This is a genomic window from Gemmatimonadota bacterium (genome assembly GCA_016714015.1).
Classification (GTDB): Bacteria; Gemmatimonadota; Gemmatimonadetes; order Gemmatimonadales; family Gemmatimonadaceae; genus Pseudogemmatithrix.
The window spans coordinates 588377-606318 of sequence record JADJNZ010000004.1 but is presented as its reverse complement, the minus strand read 5'-3'; the positions used below and the strand labels follow the sequence as shown (position 1 = coordinate 606318).

General features: G+C 71.1%; 17 protein-coding genes. 1 reads left to right on the top strand and 16 read right to left on the bottom strand.

The genetic code is table 11. The features are described 5' to 3' along the window. Positions 1–6 precede the first annotated feature (6 nt). The 10 genes from IPJ78_09915 to larC form a co-directional block, all read right to left on the bottom strand. A complete protein-coding gene (locus tag IPJ78_09915; protein ID MBK7906865.1) occupies positions 7–546 on the bottom strand; it encodes an adenine phosphoribosyltransferase in 540 nt (179 codons plus the stop codon). Positions 547–550: 4 nt separating this feature from the next. Beyond that, positions 551–1210: a protein-L-isoaspartate(D-aspartate) O-methyltransferase gene (locus IPJ78_09910; protein ID MBK7906864.1), complete on the bottom strand. Its 660-nt coding sequence runs from the start codon at positions 1208–1210 to the stop codon at positions 551–553. Beyond that, a complete protein-coding gene (gene surE, locus IPJ78_09905) occupies positions 1192–1953 on the bottom strand; it encodes a 5'/3'-nucleotidase SurE (GenBank protein MBK7906863.1) in 762 nt (253 codons plus the stop codon). Before surE ends, IPJ78_09910 begins: the two co-directional genes overlap by 19 nt. 41 nt (positions 1954–1994) lie before the next feature. Then, positions 1995–2357: a MerR family transcriptional regulator gene (locus IPJ78_09900; GenBank protein MBK7906862.1), complete on the bottom strand. Its 363-nt coding sequence runs from the start codon at positions 2355–2357 to the stop codon at positions 1995–1997. Further along, the gene (locus IPJ78_09895; protein MBK7906861.1) at positions 2354–3346 is read right to left on the bottom strand and encodes an NAD(P)-dependent glycerol-3-phosphate dehydrogenase; all 993 of its coding nucleotides are present in this window, start codon (positions 3344–3346) and stop codon (positions 2354–2356) included. Before IPJ78_09895 ends, IPJ78_09900 begins: the two co-directional genes overlap by 4 nt. Next, positions 3343–3981: a glycerol-3-phosphate 1-O-acyltransferase PlsY gene (gene plsY / locus IPJ78_09890; GenBank protein ID MBK7906860.1), complete on the bottom strand. Its 639-nt coding sequence runs from the start codon at positions 3979–3981 to the stop codon at positions 3343–3345. Before plsY ends, IPJ78_09895 begins: the two co-directional genes overlap by 4 nt. Then, positions 3981–5300 (bottom strand): ribosome biogenesis GTPase Der, encoded by a 1320-nt coding sequence (gene der / locus IPJ78_09885; protein ID MBK7906859.1) that lies wholly within the window; start codon positions 5298–5300, stop codon positions 3981–3983. The genes plsY and der overlap by 1 nt, the downstream gene beginning before the upstream one ends. Beyond that, complete coding sequence (locus IPJ78_09880) at positions 5293–6597, bottom strand: DUF512 domain-containing protein (GenBank protein MBK7906858.1); 1305 nt, start codon at positions 6595–6597, stop codon at positions 5293–5295. The genes der and IPJ78_09880 overlap by 8 nt, the downstream gene beginning before the upstream one ends. Before the next feature lie 117 nt (positions 6598–6714). Next, positions 6715–8295, bottom strand: coding sequence for a glycosyltransferase family 39 protein (locus tag IPJ78_09875; protein MBK7906857.1), 1581 nt, complete (start codon positions 8293–8295; stop codon positions 6715–6717). Further along, on the bottom strand, positions 8279–9463 hold the full coding sequence (gene larC, locus IPJ78_09870; protein MBK7906856.1) for a nickel pincer cofactor biosynthesis protein LarC: 1185 nt from the start codon (positions 9461–9463) through the stop codon (positions 8279–8281). Before larC ends, IPJ78_09875 begins: the two co-directional genes overlap by 17 nt. A gap of 52 nt (positions 9464–9515) precedes the next feature. Between larC and IPJ78_09865 the strand changes: the two genes are divergently transcribed. Continuing rightward, a complete protein-coding gene (locus tag IPJ78_09865; protein MBK7906855.1) occupies positions 9516–9887 on the top strand; it encodes a hypothetical protein in 372 nt (123 codons plus the stop codon). 30 nt (positions 9888–9917) lie between these two features. Here the strand turns inward: IPJ78_09865 and IPJ78_09860 are convergent, their stop codons facing one another. The 6 genes from IPJ78_09860 to IPJ78_09835 all read right to left on the bottom strand — a co-directional run bounded on the left by IPJ78_09860 (position 9918) and on the right by IPJ78_09835 (position 17941). Continuing rightward, complete coding sequence (locus IPJ78_09860; GenBank protein MBK7906854.1) at positions 9918–11060, bottom strand: threonine synthase; 1143 nt, start codon at positions 11058–11060, stop codon at positions 9918–9920. Between the two features lie 57 nt (positions 11061–11117). Next, positions 11118–12998 (bottom strand): excinuclease ABC subunit UvrC, encoded by a 1881-nt coding sequence (uvrC, locus tag IPJ78_09855; GenBank protein ID MBK7906853.1) that lies wholly within the window; start codon positions 12996–12998, stop codon positions 11118–11120. Continuing rightward, on the bottom strand, positions 12982–14523 hold the full coding sequence (gene murJ, locus IPJ78_09850) for a murein biosynthesis integral membrane protein MurJ (protein MBK7906852.1): 1542 nt from the start codon (positions 14521–14523) through the stop codon (positions 12982–12984). The genes uvrC and murJ overlap by 17 nt, the downstream gene beginning before the upstream one ends. Before the next feature lie 7 nt (positions 14524–14530). After that, positions 14531–15901: a bacillithiol biosynthesis cysteine-adding enzyme BshC gene (bshC, locus tag IPJ78_09845; GenBank protein ID MBK7906851.1), complete on the bottom strand. Its 1371-nt coding sequence runs from the start codon at positions 15899–15901 to the stop codon at positions 14531–14533. Between the two features lie 237 nt (positions 15902–16138). After that, positions 16139–16603, bottom strand: a complete 465-nt coding sequence (locus IPJ78_09840; protein ID MBK7906850.1) for a 23S rRNA (pseudouridine(1915)-N(3))-methyltransferase RlmH — start codon at positions 16601–16603, stop codon at positions 16139–16141. Positions 16604–16636: 33 nt separating this feature from the next. Then, positions 16637–17941, bottom strand: coding sequence for a Glu/Leu/Phe/Val dehydrogenase (locus IPJ78_09835; GenBank protein MBK7906849.1), 1305 nt, complete (start codon positions 17939–17941; stop codon positions 16637–16639). Position 17942: the final 1 nt, after the last annotated feature.

Genomic DNA, 17942 nt, shown 5'->3' with positions numbered 1-17942 from the left:
CAGCGGTCAGTACCGGACCAATGCCTGCACGATACGTCCTTCCAGCGCCTCGCGCCACGGGAGGAAGCTGAGGTCGATCACGACCGCCACCCCGGCGACATCCGCGCCGCACCGCTCGGCGAGACGCACCGCGGCCGCCGCGGTCCCACCGGTCGCCAGCACGTCGTCGACGATCAGGGTGCGAGCCCCCGCGCCCACGGCGTCGGCATGGATTTCGAGGGCGTCGGTCCCGTACTCGAGCGCGTAGCGTTCCGACACACGCTCGCGCGGGAGCTTCCCCGGTTTCCGGAGCGGCACGAGCGCCGCGCCGAGCGCCTGGGCGACCGGCGCGCCGAAGAGGAAGCCCCGGCTCTCGATGGCCAGCACGTGGGTGATGCCGGCCGGCCGCCAGTGCGCGGCGATGGCGTCGGTGACGCGCCGGAAGAGCGCGGGGTCGTGCAGGACCGGGGTGATGTCCTTGAATCCGACGCCCGGCTTGGGGAAGTCGGGCACGTGGAGGATGGCCGCCGAGAGCGCCGCCGCGAGGTCCGGTGCGTGCTGGGTCATGAGGTCAGTTCTCGAAGCCGTGGGCGCCGATGAGGGGCACGAATCGCATCGCGTCGAGCCGGGTCCGCTCGAAGCCCGACTCGGTCCGTCGCACGCGGACGAGGACCTGCTCCTCGCGGCCGCCGACGGGGACCAGCAGCTGGCCGCCGACCGCCAACTGCTCGAGGAGCGGCGCCGGCACGTCGGGCGACGCGGCCCCGACGAGGATCGCATCGAAGGGGGCGAACTCCTTCCAGCCGAGCGTGCCATCGCCGACGCGCTGCACCACGTGCTCGATGCCGCACGCCTTGAGCGCGACGCGCGCCTCCTCGGCGAGCGCCGCGATCCGCTCGATGGTGAACACCTGTCCGGCGAGCTTGGTGAGGAGCGCCGTCTGGAACCCGGAGCCGGTCCCGATCTCGAGCACGCGCTCCTCGCCGGTGAGCTGCAGCAGCTCGAGGTACTTGGCGTGCACCCACGGTTGCGAGATGGTCTGTGCGTGGCCGATGGGGAGCGGCGCATCCTCGTACGCGCGATGCTGCACGCCGGTGGGCACGAAGAGGTGGCGCGGCACCTCGTCGAAGGCCTTCAGCACCGCGAGGTCGCGGATCCCCTTCGCCTGCAGCTCCTCGATGAGGCGCCGGCGCGCCCCGCCGAACTGCCGGATCAGAGGGGACGCCACCAGCGCTCCGCGTCGTCGAGCCGGTCCTTGGCGGTGAGGTCGAGGTGCAGCGGCGTGACCGAGACGTAGCCGTCGCGCACGGCGCGGAAGTCGGAATCGTCGCTGCCGCTCCAGGCGACGGAGCCGCCGCCGATCCAGACGATCTCGCGCCCCCACGGGTCCTTCATCTTCGTGAGCGAGTCGGAGAAGACGCGACGCCCGAGGCGCGTGAGCTTGATGCCCTTCACCTCGTTGGCCGGGACCGCCGGGATGTTCACGTTCAGCAGCGTGTCTGCGGGGAACGCGTTGAGGCTCGTGAGGTGCTGGAGCAGGCGCGTGAGCGTGGGGATGTGATCCTCGAGCAGGTGATCGTCGGAGCGCAGGATCCGTCCGGCGAACGACACGGCGATGCTCGGCACGCCGAGGGCGAGCCCTTCCATCGCGGCGGCCACGGTGCCCGAGTAGAGCACGTCCTCGCCCATGTTGGGGCCATGGTTGATGCCGCTCAGCACGAAGTCGGGGCGATGCGGGAGCAGCGCCTCGATGGCGACCATCACGCAGTCGGTGGGCGTGCCGTCGATCTGCCAGCGCTGCGGCCCGAGCTGCACGGGGCGCAACGGGTGATGCAGGGTGAGCGAGTGGCTGGTCGCGCTCTGCTCGCGATCGGGTGCGACGACCCAGACGTCGCCGAGCGGGGCGGCGGCCTTCTCGAGGGTCTCGAGGCCGCGGGCGAGGATGCCGTCGTCGTTGCTGAGCAGGAGGCGCATTCCAGGATCAAGGCTGAAGGATGAAGGAGGAAGGCCCGCGGTCAGTCGCGTGCTTCGAGGATCGCGAGGATCCCCCTGAGGTCCTGCTCGAGCAGCTGCACGGTCTCGGCGTCGAGTCCCATCCGCGCCGCGGGCTTCACGCCCCCGCCCTTCCGGTGCTCGTCGATCTTCTGCTTCGCACCCTCGATCGTGTACTTCTCCGTGTAGAGCAGGTGCTTGATCAGGTGCACGAACTCGACCTCGCGCCTGGTGTAGACGCGATTGCCGGAGCGGTTCTTGGCCGGGCTGAGCACGCGGAACTGGCTCTCCCAGTACCGCAGCACGTGCGGCTTGAGCTCGGTGAGCTCGCAGACGTCGCCGATGGAGAAGAACTCGCGGACCGGCTCGCCCTTGGGCGTGGTCACTCGTGCTCTCCCTTCAGGTCGCGCGTCATGAGCTCGACGAGCGCCCAGCGCGCCGGCTGCTTCTCGAAGAGCACGCGGTGGACGGCGTTCACGATGGGCATCTCGATCCCCTCGCGCGCGGCGAGGGCCTTCGCGCTCTCGGTGGTCGTCACGCCCTCGGCGACGGTCTCACGCCCCTGCAACACCTCCGAGAGCGTGGCGCCGCGACCGATCTCGATGCCGACCGAGCGGTTGCGCGAGAGCGACCCCGTGCAGGTGAGCACGAGGTCGCCGACGCCCGCGAGGCCAGCGAAGGTGGCCGGCTCGGCGCCGAGCTTCACACCGAGGCGCGTCATCTCGGCGAGCCCGCGCGTGATGAGGGCGGCGCGGGCGTTGAACCCCAGCTGCAGGCCGTCCGCGATCCCCGTCGCGACCGCCATCACGTTCTTGAGGGCGCCCCCGAGCTCGACGCCGATGACGTCGGTCTGCGTGTAGACGCGGAAGGCCGAGGTGCTGAGCGCCTGCTGGGTGTGGAGCGCCGCCGCGGCATCGGCCGACGCGGCGACGATCGCCGTGGGCAGGTGCTGCGCGACCTCGATCGCGAAGCTGGGACCGGAGAGCGCGACGATCGCGCGACCCGGGATCTCCTCGCCCACCACATCGGTCATGAGCGCGAGCCGGTCGCGCTCGATGCCCTTGGTGGCGACGACGAGGCGTGCGGACTCCGGGATCCAGCGCGCGGCCTGGGCGGCCACCTGCCGCAGCACGTGGCTCGGCGGCGCGAAGAGCACCAGCTCGGCGCCCTCGCAGGCCAGATCGAGGGCCGAGCTCGCGCGCAGCTCGGGATGCAACGGGATGCCGGGCAGGAAGCGGCGGTTCTCGCGGTGGGCGCTGACGGACTCGGAGACGTCGGGCTCGAACGCCCACAGCGTGGTCTGGTGGCCGTTCTCGGCCAGCAGGTTGGCGAGTGCGGTACCCCACGCGCCCGCGCCGACGACGGTGCACTTCATCGCGTGCCCTCCTTGGGTGCCCGCGTGATGCGCGGTTCGGTCCCCGCGCGGAGCCGCTGGATGTTCGTGCGGTGCGACCAGACGACGAAGAGCCCGATGGCGCACGCCACCGCGAAGACGGGCGACGTGGCGCCGATCGTGAACGCGACGGCGAGCGGCAGCAGCAGGGCGGCGCTGATGGACGCGAGCGAGACGATCCGCGACCGCCACACCACCGCGATGAACGCGACGAGCGCGATGCCGAGCGCGGCCGGGGCGAGCGCCGCGAAGACACCGGCCGCGGTCGCGACGCCCTTCCCGCCGCCCTTCCAGAGGAGGAAGATGGGCTTCGCGTGGCCGGCGATGGCGGCGATGCCGAAGGCGAGCCCCCACCAGAGCGCGGTGGTCGGGTCACCCGCGTACGCGGGGTCGAGTCGCGCGGGCAGGAGCGCCACGGGCAGCCCCCCCTTGAGCGCGTCGAGCAGCAGCACGACGGCGGCGGCCTCGCCCCCGAGGTTCCGATAGACGTTCGTGGCGCCGAGGTTCCCCGACCCGATGGTCCGGAGGTCCACGCCCTTGAGGGCGCGTCCGGCCAGATAGGCGAACGGGATCGAGCCCGCGAGGTACGCGATGCCGACCGCGAGCGCCGGGTGCATCAGTCGCGCCCGCCCTTGCGGCGCATGACGATGTTGAGCGGGTTGCCGATGAAGCCCCACTTCTCGCGGAAGCCGTTGTGCAGGTAGCGGATGTAGTGCTCCGCGACGAGGTCCGGGTTGTTGCCGAAGACGAGGATCTGCGGCGGCGCGGTCTCCACCTGCGTGGCGTAGTTGAGCTTGATCTCGTGCCCCGCCGCCTGCGGCGGCTGCCGGCGCGCGAGGAGCTCCTGCAGCGCGTCGTTCACGTCGCTCGTGGAGATGCGCTTGTCGCGCTCGGCCTCGACCTCGACGATGAGCTCCAGCACCTTGTTCACGCGCTGGCCGCTGATGGCGGACGTGAAGAGGAACGGCACCCACTTGAGGTACGGCACCTTCTCACCGGCGTCCTTCACGAACTTCGCCGAGGTCTTGTCGTCCTTCTCCTTGAGGTCCCACTTGTTCACGACGACGATGAGGCCGCGCCCCGCCTCCCACGCGAGCGTCGCGATCTTCAGGTCCTGGTTGTGCAGGCCCTCGGTCGCGTCGATCATCAGGATGCAGATGTCGGCGCGGTCGATCGCGCGGCGCGTGCGGAGCGACGAGTAGAACTCGACGCCATCGTCCACCTTGCTCTGGCGGCGCAGGCCCGCCGTGTCGACGAAGATGAACTGCCTGCCGTGGTAGGTGAACGGCGTGTCGATCGAATCGCGCGTGGTGCCCGCGATGTCCGAGACGACGAGCCGCTCCTCGCCGAGGAGCTTGTTGATGAACGACGACTTCCCGACGTTCGGACGCCCCACGACGGCGACCCGGAGGGCCTCGACGCGTCCGTCGCCGTCGGTGTTCGGCAGCTGCTTCACGACGATGTCGAGCAGGTCGCCGGAGTTCTTGCCGTTCGCCGCCGAGACGGGGACGACGTCCCCCGCCCCGAGGTTGAAGAACTCGAAGTAGTCGGACTTCTGCGGGTCGTCGACCTTGTTGGCGACGAGGACCCAGGGCTTCCGCGCATTGCGCAGCAGGTCGATGATCCGCGAATCGCTCGGATGCACGCCGGCCTTGGCGTCGACGATGAGCAGCATCAAGTCGGCCTCGGCGATCGCCTCCTTCACCTGGCGCTTGATCGCGACGTCCATCGGAAGGTCGGAGTCCTCCACGAGGCCGCCGGTGTCCACGAGCCAGAAGGGGCGCCCCTGCCACTCGGCGAGCGCGAAGTGGCGGTCACGCGTGGTGCCCGCCTCCTCGCTGACGATGGCGGTGTCGTCCCCGATGATGCGGTTGAAGAGCGCCGACTTGCCCACGTTGGGGCGGCCGACGAGCGCGACGACCGGGATATCAGCCATTGCGCGCGCTCCCGGCGAGCGCAGGGCTCCCCTCGTGCTCGAGCACGTCGATGAAGTCGTAGGACGGGTAGACCGGCATCGGCAGCGCCTCGCGGACGGCGACGAACGTCTGGTCGTCGAGGAAGAGCCCGGCGTCGTTGATCGTCTCGGCGGGGATGAGCGCGAGGTCGAGGTCGGTGCGGTGCGCGAGGGCCGAGGTGATGTCGGCGCCCACGAGGAGGCCGGCGGTCGTGACCGTCGGGCCGAAGAGGGAGTTCACGGTGGGGATGAGTTCGAAGTGCGCGCCGGTCGCGGCGGTCAGCTGATGGATCAGCTCGGGCATGAGGGCCGCCATCGCTGAACCCGTCACGACACCGATGCGCTTACCATCGAGTCGCGGGAGACGCGCAACGCCGGAACGGACGCGATCGCGGAGCGAGGTCACGGCACCCACGCCGTTCTCGATCTGCGCGAAATCGCGGTAGTGCGCGGCCGCGGGGAGTTCGCGGCCGGCCAGCAGGTACAGCTCGTCCGACCCGTAGACCCACGGGTCACCGCGTTCCGCCTCGGCCTTCGCGGCCCAGCGCTCCGCCGCCTCGAGGATCCGGTTGGCGTTCGCGGCGTCCATCGACTCGCCGGTGTAGATGTGCGAGAACTGCGTGAGACCCACCGGGACGAGCGCGACGCTGAGGCAGGCGTCGCCGAACGCGTAGAGGTCGGCGAGCGACTGTTCGAGCACGTCGCCGTCGTTGAGCCCCGGCACCACCACCATCTGGCCGTGGAACTGGATGCCGCCCTCGGTGAGCCGCGTGAGCTGCTCGACGATGTTCGGGACGCGCGGATTGTTGAGGAGCTTCTTGCGCGCCTCCCAAGGGGTCGCGTGCACCGAGACGTAGAGCGGCGAGAGCCGGTACTCGAGGATCCGCGCGAAGTCCTTGTCCTTCAGGTTCGAGAGCGTCGCGAAGTTGCCGTAGGCGAACGAGAGCCGGTAGTCGTCGTCGCGGACGTAGAGCGGCTTCCGGAGGCCCTTCGGCAGGCCCTCGATGAAGCAGAACTCGCAGCGGTTGGCGCAGCGCCGGACATTCGGCGGCTCGAGCTCGACCCCCATCGGGTCCCCGCCCTCGCGCTCGATCTCGTAGATCACGTGCTCCCCGTCGGGGAGCTTCGCTTCGAGCTCGAACGCGTCGTCCGCGGTGAGGAACTCCCAATCGAGGAAATCCTCGAGCGCCCGTCCGTCCACGGACAGCAGCTCCGTGCCCGGGACGATCCCGAGCTCGGCGGCGATGCTGTCAGGTTGGACGCGAAGGACGCGGACCATGCGAAGGCTAGTCTGGGGACAAAAAAAGGCCGCGACGCGCGGCTCATTCAATGTATCAGACGGGCGAACCGAACACAATGCAGGACAGACACTTGCACCGTCTCGTTCACGCGACTCTCAATCCCATTCCGGACCGATGGACGGCCACACCTCCGCGAGCGGCGCGCGCGGACGACGGCAGAGGAAGATGTGCACTTCCCGCTCTTCGAAGACGCGGCGTTCGTCGGTGAGCCGGCGCACGACCTCCACCTCCGCATAGAGCCGTTCGAGGTCCGGGCGGGCGTCGGGGGAGGCGGCCACGATCAGCACGTCGCCGCGCCGCTCTCCCGCACCCCACGCGTGGAAGTCGCCCGACGAGCTGACCGGGTACGGCAAGTGGAACCGGTGCCGGTAGATCGCGAGCGCCCCGGTCTGTCCGTAGTTGCCGCCGGCGATCGTCGCCACGAGCTGGTCGGCCGGGGAGAGGCCGCGATAGACCTCGGCGACCGCCTCCGCCTCTGCATGCCAGCCGAGCATGTCGGCGTAGTCCTGCGGGAGGGCGAGGGTGCCGCCCTGGTTCGTCCGGTTCCCCGCACCGATCCACGCGCTGTAGCGCGCCATCGTCTCGGGGCGAAGCAGCGGGATGCCCAACGGCAGGAGGATGAGGGCCCCTGCGCCCAGACCGAGCAGGAGGCCCGCGCGGCCGACGCGGCCGAGTCGCTCGGTGAGCCAGACCGCGCCGACCGCGAGCAGCGCGGGATGCCCCGGTGCCGCGTAGTAGTCCTTCCCTTCCCGCCAGAGCACGGTCGCGAGCAGTCCGAGGGCGAAGAGCGCGGCCACCTGCGATGCGACGCCAAGCCCTTCGGTCTGCAGCTCGGCGCTCCCCTCGTCGCGTCCGGTGAACGCGCTGCGTCCGGCGGCCCAGAGAGCCGCGACCGCGAGCAGGGTCGCCGCCCCGAGCAGCAAGCCCTGCCCACCGATCGTGCCCAGGGTCGAGGTGTGCTGGAGCTGTCCTTCCTCGAGGACCCGGAGCTGCGCGAGGAACGGCCAGCCGTATCGCACTTGCCCCAGCACCGAGGGGGCACCGATCACGAGCGCTGTCGCGGCGGCGATCCAGGGCCAGCGGGTCCCGAGCTGGCCACGAAGCCGCGGGTGCAGGAGCGTGACGCCGAGGATGACCGCGCCGTACATCACCGCCGATGCCTTGGTGAGCAGGCCGAGACCGAGCGCCACACCGACCCAGACCCATCGCTGCGGTTTGGCGTCGCGCGCGGCGAGGGCGAGCGCCGCGACCGCGATGGCGGTCCACAGCTGGTCGAAGATCACCGGTTGGAAGAGGACGCTCGGCCGAACGAAGACGGGCGCTGCAATGAGACCCAACCATGCCGTGAGCGCGGCGTAGCGCCCGCCGCCGAGCCGACGCACGAGCAGGAGGACCACGAGGGTGAGCGCACCCCCGCCGAGCGCCGCCGGCACGCGGGCGGCCCAGACGGTGTCGCCGAGGAGCGCCGACGAGGCGCGCGCCACGGCCGCGATGAAGGGCGGGAATTGCATCCGCCACTCGAGATGGTCGCCCATCGCGAAGTAGAGCAACTCGTCGCGGTGGAAATCCCAGGGCGGCGCGAGCAGGACGAGCGGAAGCAGGATCCGCGCGAGCACGAGGGCCGCGATGAAGCGGCCCGGGATCAGGACGGGCCGGGCCTCAGGCTCCGGCTGCACGCCACGCCGCGTCGGCGATCTCCAGGACCGTGCGGGCGGTCGCTGCCGCGACGCGCTGCACATCGTCGAACTCGGGCTTCGACCGGGTCGTACCGTCGGGGAGGGTCACGACCTTCACCCGGATGCTTTCGCCGTGCACCGTCACGTCGCGGAAGGTGCGCGGCAACGCGCGGCGCGTGACGAGCTGCCGCCGCACGCCGATGGTGGTGCTCGCGGTGAACAGCAGTCGCTCCAACCCCTCGGCCGCTCCCGGGACCGCGAGCACCTCGATCCGCGTCCCGGGCCGTCCCTTCTTCATGAGGGTCGTGAGCACGGTCACGTCGAGCGCCCCCGCGTCGCGCAGCGCGTCCGCGGCCGCCGCGATCTGCTCGCCGGTCGCGTCGTCGATGTCAGCCGCGAGCAGCACCAACGTCTCCGCGGCGGTACCCGGGGCCGTGCGGCCGGCATCGTCGCGATCGGCGATGACGATGCGCAGCGCATTCGCGCGGTCCTTGAAGTCCTTGGTCCCCGCCCCGAACCCGCTCGCGCGCGGGACGTACTCCGCAGGGGGCGGCCCGACGCTCAGCACACGCACGAGCGCCGCGCCGGTGGGCGTGACGAGCTCGCCCGCGCCCTCCGGACCCGGGCGGACCGGGAGCCCTTCGAGCAGCCGCAGCGTCGCCGCGGTGGGGACCGCCATGCGCCCGTGCTGCGTGTCCACGAACCCGTCGCCGACCGAGAGCGTCCCGCAGTGCACGGCTTCGACCCCGAGTCGCTCGAGTCCCCAGATGCTGCCGACGATGTCGAGGATCGCATCGACGCTCCCGACCTCATGCAGGTGGACGCGCTCGACGGTGGTGCCGTGGATGGCGGCCTCGCACTCGGTGATGAGCGTGAAGGCCTGCATCGCCTTCGTCTTGACCGACTCCGGCGCCGGGGTCGCCTCGACGATGGCCTTGATGTGCTTCAGGTGCCGCCCGTGGGGCTGCGGCGGGATGGTGAAGTCGACCTTGCGGCAGGAGATCTGCCCGCGCAGGACGCGGGTCACCTGCGCCGTCACGCCGTCGAGGCCGAGCGTCGCCGGCAACCCGGTGATGAACGCCTCGTCGAGGCCCGCGTCGAGCAGGGCGCCGAGGAACATGTCGCCCGAGATGCCGGAGAACGGGTCGAGGATGGCGATGCGCGTCATGTAGGGGAATCTATTATCCTTGACCGTTCGTGTCACCAAGCGGAGCGCCCGGATGCCGGCCAGCTACACTCACGACAACGGATTCATCCGGGACCGATACGCCGGTCCCGTGGCGATCGACGAGCTCACCGCGCACTGGCGCGTCGTGCTCGCGGATCCGTTCGTCCGGGCCTGCGGTCGCTCGCTGGCGGACATCCGCGACGTGGAACTCACGTTCATCGGCACCGACCTCGCCGCGGCGCTCCGCGGGGTCATGGCGCCGCAGACGCCGCCGGGCGGGTGGCAGGTCGCGGTCGTCGTGTCCCGACCGATCGAGATGGGGATCGCGCGCCAACTGCAACTGCTCGCCGGCGACCTGATGCGTTGCCGGATCTTCACCGACGAGACCGAAGCGGCCGCCTGGCTCCTCTCCGACGGCGCGTGAGTCCCGCGCTCCGTCGGGCGCGGCCCGCGCTCACCAGCGATAGCTGGCCCCGGAACCGGTGTTGAAGACCACGACCTCGGCGTCCTTCGAGAGCCGTCCGGCCGCGACGAGCTGACGGGTCGCCTCGAGCGCGGCCCCGCCCTCCGGCGCCGCATCGATGCCGCTCTTCGACGCGAGCAGGAACGTGCCGTGCCGGATCCGCTCCTCGCTCACCGCCTCGGCCTCGCCGCGGCTCTCGCGGAGCGTGCGCAGGGTCATGCGGTCGCCGAGCGGGCCGGGCACGCGCAGGCCGCTCGCGTGCGTCGCGGGGGACTCCCACGGCGTGGCCTTCCCCTCACCGGCGTGGAAGGCGCGCACGAGAGGCGCGCAACCGGACGCCTGCGCGATGATCATGCGCGGCAGCGGTGCGTCAGCGGGCAGCCAGCCCCACGCGACCATCTCGGCCATCGCCTTCCAGATCCCGATCGTCCCCTCGCCGCCGCCGGTCGGATAGACGATCGCGTCGGGCAGCCGCCAGCCGAGCTGCTCGGCGACCTCGTAGCCCATCGTCTTCATGCCCTCCACGCGATACGGCTCGCGCACGGTGGCGACGTTGAAGTGGCCGCTCTCCTTCGCGAAGGCCATCGTGGCCTTCCCCGCATCGCCGATGTGCCCCGCGACGAGGACGAGCTCGGCGCCGAACGCGCGGATCGATCCGAGGATCGGGGGCGGCGTGGTCTCGGGTGCGAAGATGCGACAGGGAATCCCGGCCGCGGCGGCGTACGCGGCCAGCGCGATCCCCGCGTTCCCGGCCGTGGGCACGCACACGCCGGGCAGGCGCAACGCCTTGGCGCGGGTCACCGCCATCATGAGGCCACGCGCCTTGAAGCTCGCGGTGGGGTTGATCCCCTCGTCCTTCACCCAGAGCCGCCGCACGCCGACGTCGGCCGCGAGATGTGGCAGCTCGATCATCGGCGTCATCCCCTCGCCCAGCGTCACCGCGGCCTCGTGCGCCGCGAGCGGCAGCGCCGCGCGGTAGCGCCAGAGGCTCGCGTCGCCCGTGATCGCGCTGCGCGGCACCGCGGTCGCGTAGCGCGCGAGCAGGGGCTGGCCGCAGTCGGGGCAGAGCGACGCGAGCTTGAGGCCGTCAGGCTGGGTGTAGGCGCAGGCGGAACACTGGAGCGACCAGGTCATGCGGCGAGGAAGGCTGAAGGATGAAGGAGGAAGGACTGATACGCGATGCGGGGCGCCTCACTCGGAGGTCGGTTCCGTGGCCGCCGGGGGGATCGGCTCGACCGGTCCGGTCGCGGGCAGCACGCCCAGTGCCTGCAATACCCGCTTCGCACTCGTTTCGCTGAACCCCTCCACGCCGGCGATCTGCTCGAGACTCGCCTCCTTCACGCCCTGGAGCGAGCCGAAGGTGGCGAGGAGCATGCTGCGCTTCTTCGGGCCCACGCCCGGGATGCTGAGGAGCTCGCTCGTGAGCGTCCGCATGGAGCGGCGCTTCCGGTTGTAGCCGACCGCGGTGCGGTGCGCCTCGTCGCGCGCCTGCTGCATGAGCCGCAATGCGGGCGAGCGTCTCGAGAGCCGCAGTGGCTCCGAGCGACCGCGCACGAAGATCTCCTCCTCGCGCTTCGCGAGGCTCACGAGTGGCAAGGCGCCGAGGCCGAGCGCCTGGAGCGCCTCGTCGGCGGCGCTGAGCTGCCCCTTCCCGCCGTCCACCACCACCAGGTCGGGGAGCGGCTTCCGCTCCTCGAGTCGGCGACGGAAGTACCGGCCGACCACCTCGCGCATCGACTGGAAGTCATCCGGCCCCGCGGCCTCGTCGACGGTCTTCACCTTCATCGTGCGATACTCCGCGCGACGCGGCCGGCCGTTCTCGAACCAGACGATGCTCCCGACGCTGTCCTTGCCCTGCGCCGTGGAGTTGTCGAAGCAGACGAGCGAGCGCGGGAGCTTCTCGAGCCCGAGCTGCTGGCCGAGCTCGTACACGGGATCCGCAGCGCGCTGGTCGATCTCCTGGTCGGCGAGCTTGAACTCCTCCAACAGGTGCCGGGCGTTCTGTTCGGCGAGGTCGAGCAGCTCGCGCTTGGGGCCGCGCTGCGGGTAGAGCACCTTCGCCTCGCCGGCCAGCGCCTGCTCGAAGAGCTCGCGGTCCTCGAAGTCGAAGGGGATGAGCAGTTCGCGCGCGCGAGCCGGCGCCTTCAGGTACGAGCCGACGAGGTACGCCGAGAGCACATTGCCGTCGGTCTCGCCCTCCACGCCCTCGAGGAAGCGATGCTCGCGTGCGACGAGCTTCCCCTGGCGGATGCGGAGGAGCGTGGCCGCGGCGTCATCGCCGTCGCGCGCGTACCCGACCACATCGCGGTCACCTCCCTCGACCTCCATCACCACGGTCGGCTCCTCCAGCCGCTGCAGCCGGGCGATCGCGTCGCGCAGCTCCGCCGCGCGCTCGAACTCGAGCGCCTCGGCCGCCTGCTCCATCCGCGCCTTCACGCGCTTCACGACGTCGTCGGTCCGCCCGTCGAGGAAGTCGACCACCTCGTCGATCATCGCGCGATACTCCGCCTGCGACTGGAGGCCGATGCAGGGCGCCTTGCAGAGCCCGATGTGATGGTCGAGACAGGCACGATCCGGCATCTCGCGCGGCATGTCGTAGCGACACGAGCGGACGGTGAAGACGCGCTTCACCACATCGAGCGCGCGGCGCATCGCGGCCACGTCGGTGTACGGCCCGAAGTAGCGGGCCCCCTCGCCCTTGAGCTGCCGGGTGACGAGGACGCGCGGATACGGTTCCTGCACCGTCACCTTGATGTACGGGTACGACTTGTCGTCCCGCAGCATCACGTTGTACTTGGGCCGGTGCTCCTTGATGAGGTTCTGTTCGAGGACGAGCGCGTGCGCCTCGTCGGGCACCACGATCGTCTCGACGTCGGCGATCCGCTCGACGAGGCGCTGGGTCTTGGGATTGTCCCAATGGTCGCTCGCGAAGTAGCTGCGGACGCGGGGCCGCAGCCGCTTCGCCTTGCCGACGTAGAGGATCTCCCCTGCCGCGTCCATCCAGAGGTAGACCCCTGGCGACTCGGGCAGGTGCGCGAGCTTGAGGACGACGGCCTCAGGCGCGTCGCGCATCGTCCACCTTGAGGAGCCGGGCCCCGCCGAGGTACGCGGCGCCGAACACCGCGACGGCCGCCGTCGCCTGCACGATCGCATTGACGCCCTCGGCCTGGAGCGGGAGCCGCGTACCGAATGCGAGGAGTCCCGCGACGAGCGCGAGCGCCCACAGCGTCGCCAAGCGGCGGCCCGGCACGCCGGTCGGGCCCACCCGCCGTCCGATGGCGCGGCGCAGCAGCTGGTACTCCACCCAGGCGGCGATGCCCGAGCCGGCGGTGAGCGCGAAGATCGCGTAGCGCGGATCGAGCGTGGTGGCCCGCGTGATGAGCAGGACTCCCGTTGCACCGAGGCAGGCGCCGAGCACCACGCGGATGAGCGCGTAGCGCAGCGGGGTCGTCGCATCGCCCATCGCGTAACTCGCCGAGGAGTAGAGCCGCCCCATCGTCCCCGCCACGAGGCCGATCGCGCTCCCCGCGAGCGCCATCCACACCCAGAGCCCGCTCTGCACCGTGAACGCGCCGCCGCGGTACAGCCCCGCGGCGAGCACGTCGCCGATGAGCAGGAAGGCCGCGGCCGACGGCACGACAAAGAAGGCGATCCGCGCGAGCCCGCGGTCGAGGCGCGTGCGGATCGCCGCGGCGACCTGCGCCTCGTCCCCCACCTCGCCGGACATCGCCGGCAGCTCGGCGGCCGACACCGACATGCCGAAGAGCGAAACGGGCAGCATCGAGATGGCCTGAGCGTACCCGAGCGTCGCCACCGACCCCACGCTGATGAACGACGCGATCGCGGTGTCGACGAAGGCGCTCACCTGCACCACGCCGCGGCCGAACACGACCGTGCCGAACCGTGTCGCCACGCTGCGCACCAACGGCGACGAGAGGTCGGGCGTGAAGCGCAGCCCTGGCTCGCTTCGAAGCACGAGCGGCAGCTGGACCGCGAACTGCAGCGCGCTCCCCGCGACGCTCGCCACCGCCGCGATCCACGCGATGCGGTCGGCCGTCTCCCCGTTCCCCTGCGCGAGCAGCGCGACGATCACCGTGAGGTTGAACAGCACCGGCGACGCGTACGACAGGAAGAAGCGGCGGTGCGAGTTGAGCACGCCGAGGCACCAGGCGGAGAGCACGAGCATGCCCACACCGGGGAAGATCAGGCGGACGAGCCGCACCGCGAGGGCGCGAGCATCGCCGGCGAAGCCCGGCGCGATCAGGTCGACGAGCAGCGGCGTCGCCGCCATGCCGCCGAGGACGAGCACGGCGGTCGTGAGCGCGAGCAGTGCGAAGACCGCGCCGGCGACGCGCCCCGCCTCCTCGCGCTTCCCGTCGGCGAGGAGCCGTGAGTAGACCGGGATGAACGACGCCGAGAGCACGCCTTCACCGAACAGGTTCTGCAGGAAGTTCGGGATGCGGAAGGCGGCGGTGAGCACGTCGGCCGCCATCCCGTCGCCAAGGAAGAACGCCAACACCTTCTGGCGCACGAGCCCGAAGATGCGGCTGAGCAGGATCCCCGCGGCGATCAGGCGGGCGCCGCCCCAGGTGCTCACGGGCGGCTCACGCGCCGACCAGCGTCCCCGCGTGCATCGCGGCGCCCGCCTTGAGCTGCGCGACGAGCAGGTCGCCATGTCGTGCGAGCATCGGCACCGGGTTGAGGCGGCGCTCCTGACGCTGCCCCTCGGGCATGAGCGCGGCGCGGACGGCGGCGAGGTCCTGCACCGCCTCGGTCTGCCGGGCGCGCGCGGCGGCCCGCAAGCGGCGCTCCAGCCGATCGACGCGATGGAGGAGCTGGTGCCGCGCGCCCTCGATCACGCGCTCGGGCACGAGATCGTCGATCGCGGCGGATGACTCGCGCAGCGCGCCGAGGCGTTTCGCGAGATCCTCGCGCAGCCCTTCGAGCCCGGCACGGATGTCCGCCGGCACGGCCCGGTCGCCCAACCGCCGCTCCGCGTCGTGCGGGGCGCGCACGTCCTCGATCACCATCCCGAGGCGACCGAGCCGCCGGTCGACGGCGGGCTCGACGATCGTCGCGGCCCAGCGCGGGACGACGAGCGGCACCGCGGTGCCGAGCGCCTCGGCGACGGCGCCCACCTGCGCGAAGTACGCGATCTCGCCGGGCCCGGCCACATAGGCGACCGTGGGGAGGATGCGCCGTTCGACGATGGGGCGGAGCAGCACATTGGGCGAGAGGACGGCGTCGGCGCGGTCGGCGACGTCGGTCGCCTGCAGGATCGGCACGCGCTCCTTCACGCCCACGACGCCGCGGAAGACGAGGGAGAGGCGCGGCACGCGCGCGACCTGCGCGCGGAAGCCGGCGCGTTCGATGGCCACGGTGCGGAGCGCGAGGGCCTCGTCCACGACCGGCGCGCGGCGCAGCGCCTGCACGAGCGTGGGTCGCGCCGCGGCCCGCGTCGCCGGATGCCACGCATCGAGCACGGCGATGCCGTGCGGTTCGAGCAGGGCGCGCAGGAACCGCACGTACGCCGACCCGACGGTCGCCTCCGGGTCGTACGCGGCCTTGAGCGCCTCGAGCACACCGGCGTGCGGCGCCGAGCCCGCCGCGGCGACCAGTGCCGCGTACTGCTCAGACGTGTCGCCTATGGGCATCTCGGCCATGACGAGTCCGTCCTTGCCCGCCCGCTGGACCGAGAGCCGCTTCACGACGCCGTCCTCCGCGATGGCGGTCCAGGAGGCTTCGGCGAAGTCGGCGTCATCGGTCGCGGCCCAGAACACCGGCGCCGTCGGGATCCCTGTCTCGCGCTCGATGCGGTCGGCGAGCGCGAGCGCACTGAAGGCCTTGAGCAGCGTATAGGTGGGGCCGCCGAAGAGGCCGGGCTGCTGGCCGGTGGTGACGACGATCCCGTTCGCCGCGGCGACACGTTCGAGCCGCTCGGCCGCCGCGCCCGACGCGTCGAAGGCGGGCCGCAACCCGGCCAGCCACCGGCTGGCGGCGAACTCGCCGCGGACCTGCTCCGCGTGCTCCTTCCACGCGTCTGCGCCTCGGGGCGCTCCCGGTACCACTCGCGCGGCGCCTGGCCGTCCTGCGCGGCGCGCGAGAGCGGTCCGCCGCCCAGCGACTCGGTGACGACGCGCGGCGCGCTCATCGACAGGACTCGGCGCGGCGCGCCAGGCGGAGGCAGGAGCAGGACAGCACGGGTGGGCGCGTCACTTGTGGTAGGGTTCGTTCCGGCCGATGGTGCCGGCGCGGTAGAGCTGTTCGGCGAGCACGAGGCGCGCCAGTTCGTGCGGGAGCGTCCAGGGGGCGATCGCGAGCCGGCGATGGGGCCGCGCGCGCACGACGTCGCCCAGCCCATGCGCGCCGCCGATCACGAACGCCACGTCCTGCGCCCGCTCGCGCTGCTGCCGGAGCATCGCGGCGAAGGCGCGGGAGTCCATCGTCTCCCCGCCCGGGTCGCAGAGCACGAGGCGCGCGGTGTTCGGGAGCCGCTCGAGCAGGCGTTCCCCCTCCTTCCGCATCACCACGGCCTCGCTCGCCGTGCGGGCCGACTCCTCCTTCACTTCCACCACCTCGAGCGGCCAATAGCGCGCCGCCCGGGTCTCGTACTCGCGAATGGCCGCCGCCAGCGCCGCATCGCGCGGCTTCCCGACGGCGGCCAGCCAGACCTTCACCGCCGCCCCGTCATGCGCGGGGCGACGCCCGCATCACGCATAGATGCCGCGCAGGCGGTGCACCGTCGCGACGCGACTGATCGCGACCATGTATGCCGCGGTCCGCATGTTCACCTTGTGCTGCATCGAGAGCTTGAGCACGTCGCGGAAGCTGTTCACCATGATGTCGCGCAGGCGGTCGTTCACCACCTGCTCGGTCCAGTAGTAGCCGCCCCGGTTCTGCACCCACTCGAAGTAGCTGACCGTGACGCCGCCCGCGTTCGCGAGGATGTCCGGCACGACGAAGATGCCCTTCTCGTCGAGGATCGCGTCGGCGGCCGCCGTCGTGGGGCCGTTGGCGCCCTCGCAGATCACCTTCGCCTTGATGTTCTTGGCGTTCTTCGACGTGATCACGTTCTCGAGCGCGGCCGGCACGAGCACGTCCACCTCGAGCTCGAGGAGTTGCTCGTTCGTGATGGCCGTGCCCTTGTTGTAGCCGTCGAGCGTCTTGTTCTTCTTGACGTACGCCATGGCGTCGTCGACATCGAAGCCCTTCGGGTCGTGCCACCCGCCGGTGCGGTCGCTGATCGCGACGATCTTGCAACCCGCCTGCTGGATCAGCTGCGCGCCGATGGAGCCGACGTTCCCGAAGCCCTGCACCGCGACGGTCGCGCCCTTCACGTCCATCTTGAGGTGCTCGAGCGACTGGAGGACGCAGAACATCACGCCGCGGCCCGTGGCCTCGCGCCGCCCGAGTGACCCGCCCATCTCCACCGGCTTGCCCGTCGTCACGGCGTTGACCGTGTGACCGACATGCATCGAGTAGGTGTCCATGAGCCACGCCATCACGCGCTCGTTCGTGTTGACGTCCGGCGCCGGCACGTCCGAGTCGGGACCCAGCGTCTGGATGATGCCCGACGTGTAGCGGCGCGTCACGCGCTCGAGCTCGCCGACCGACATCTTGAGCGGGTCGCAGATCACGCCGCCCTTCGCCCCGCCGAACGGGATGTTCACCACCGCGCACTTCCAGGTCATCCACGCGGCGAGCGCCTTCACCTCGTCCAGCGTGACGTTCATGTCGAAGCGGATGCCGCCCTTGGCCGGGCCACGCGACGTGTTGTGCAGGACACGGATGCCGGTGAAGACCTCCACCTCGCCGTTGTCCATCATCACCGGGATCGACACGGTGATCTCCTTCTCGGGGCTGCGCAGGACCTTGTAGATGCCCGGCTCGAGGTCGAGCAGCGAGGCGGCCCGGTCGAGGCGCGACATCATCGCCTCGAAGGGGTTCTCCTCGTTGAGGAAACGGTCCTTGTCGGGACGGACGATCTGGTTGGTCGGAAGGCGGAGGTCTGCCATG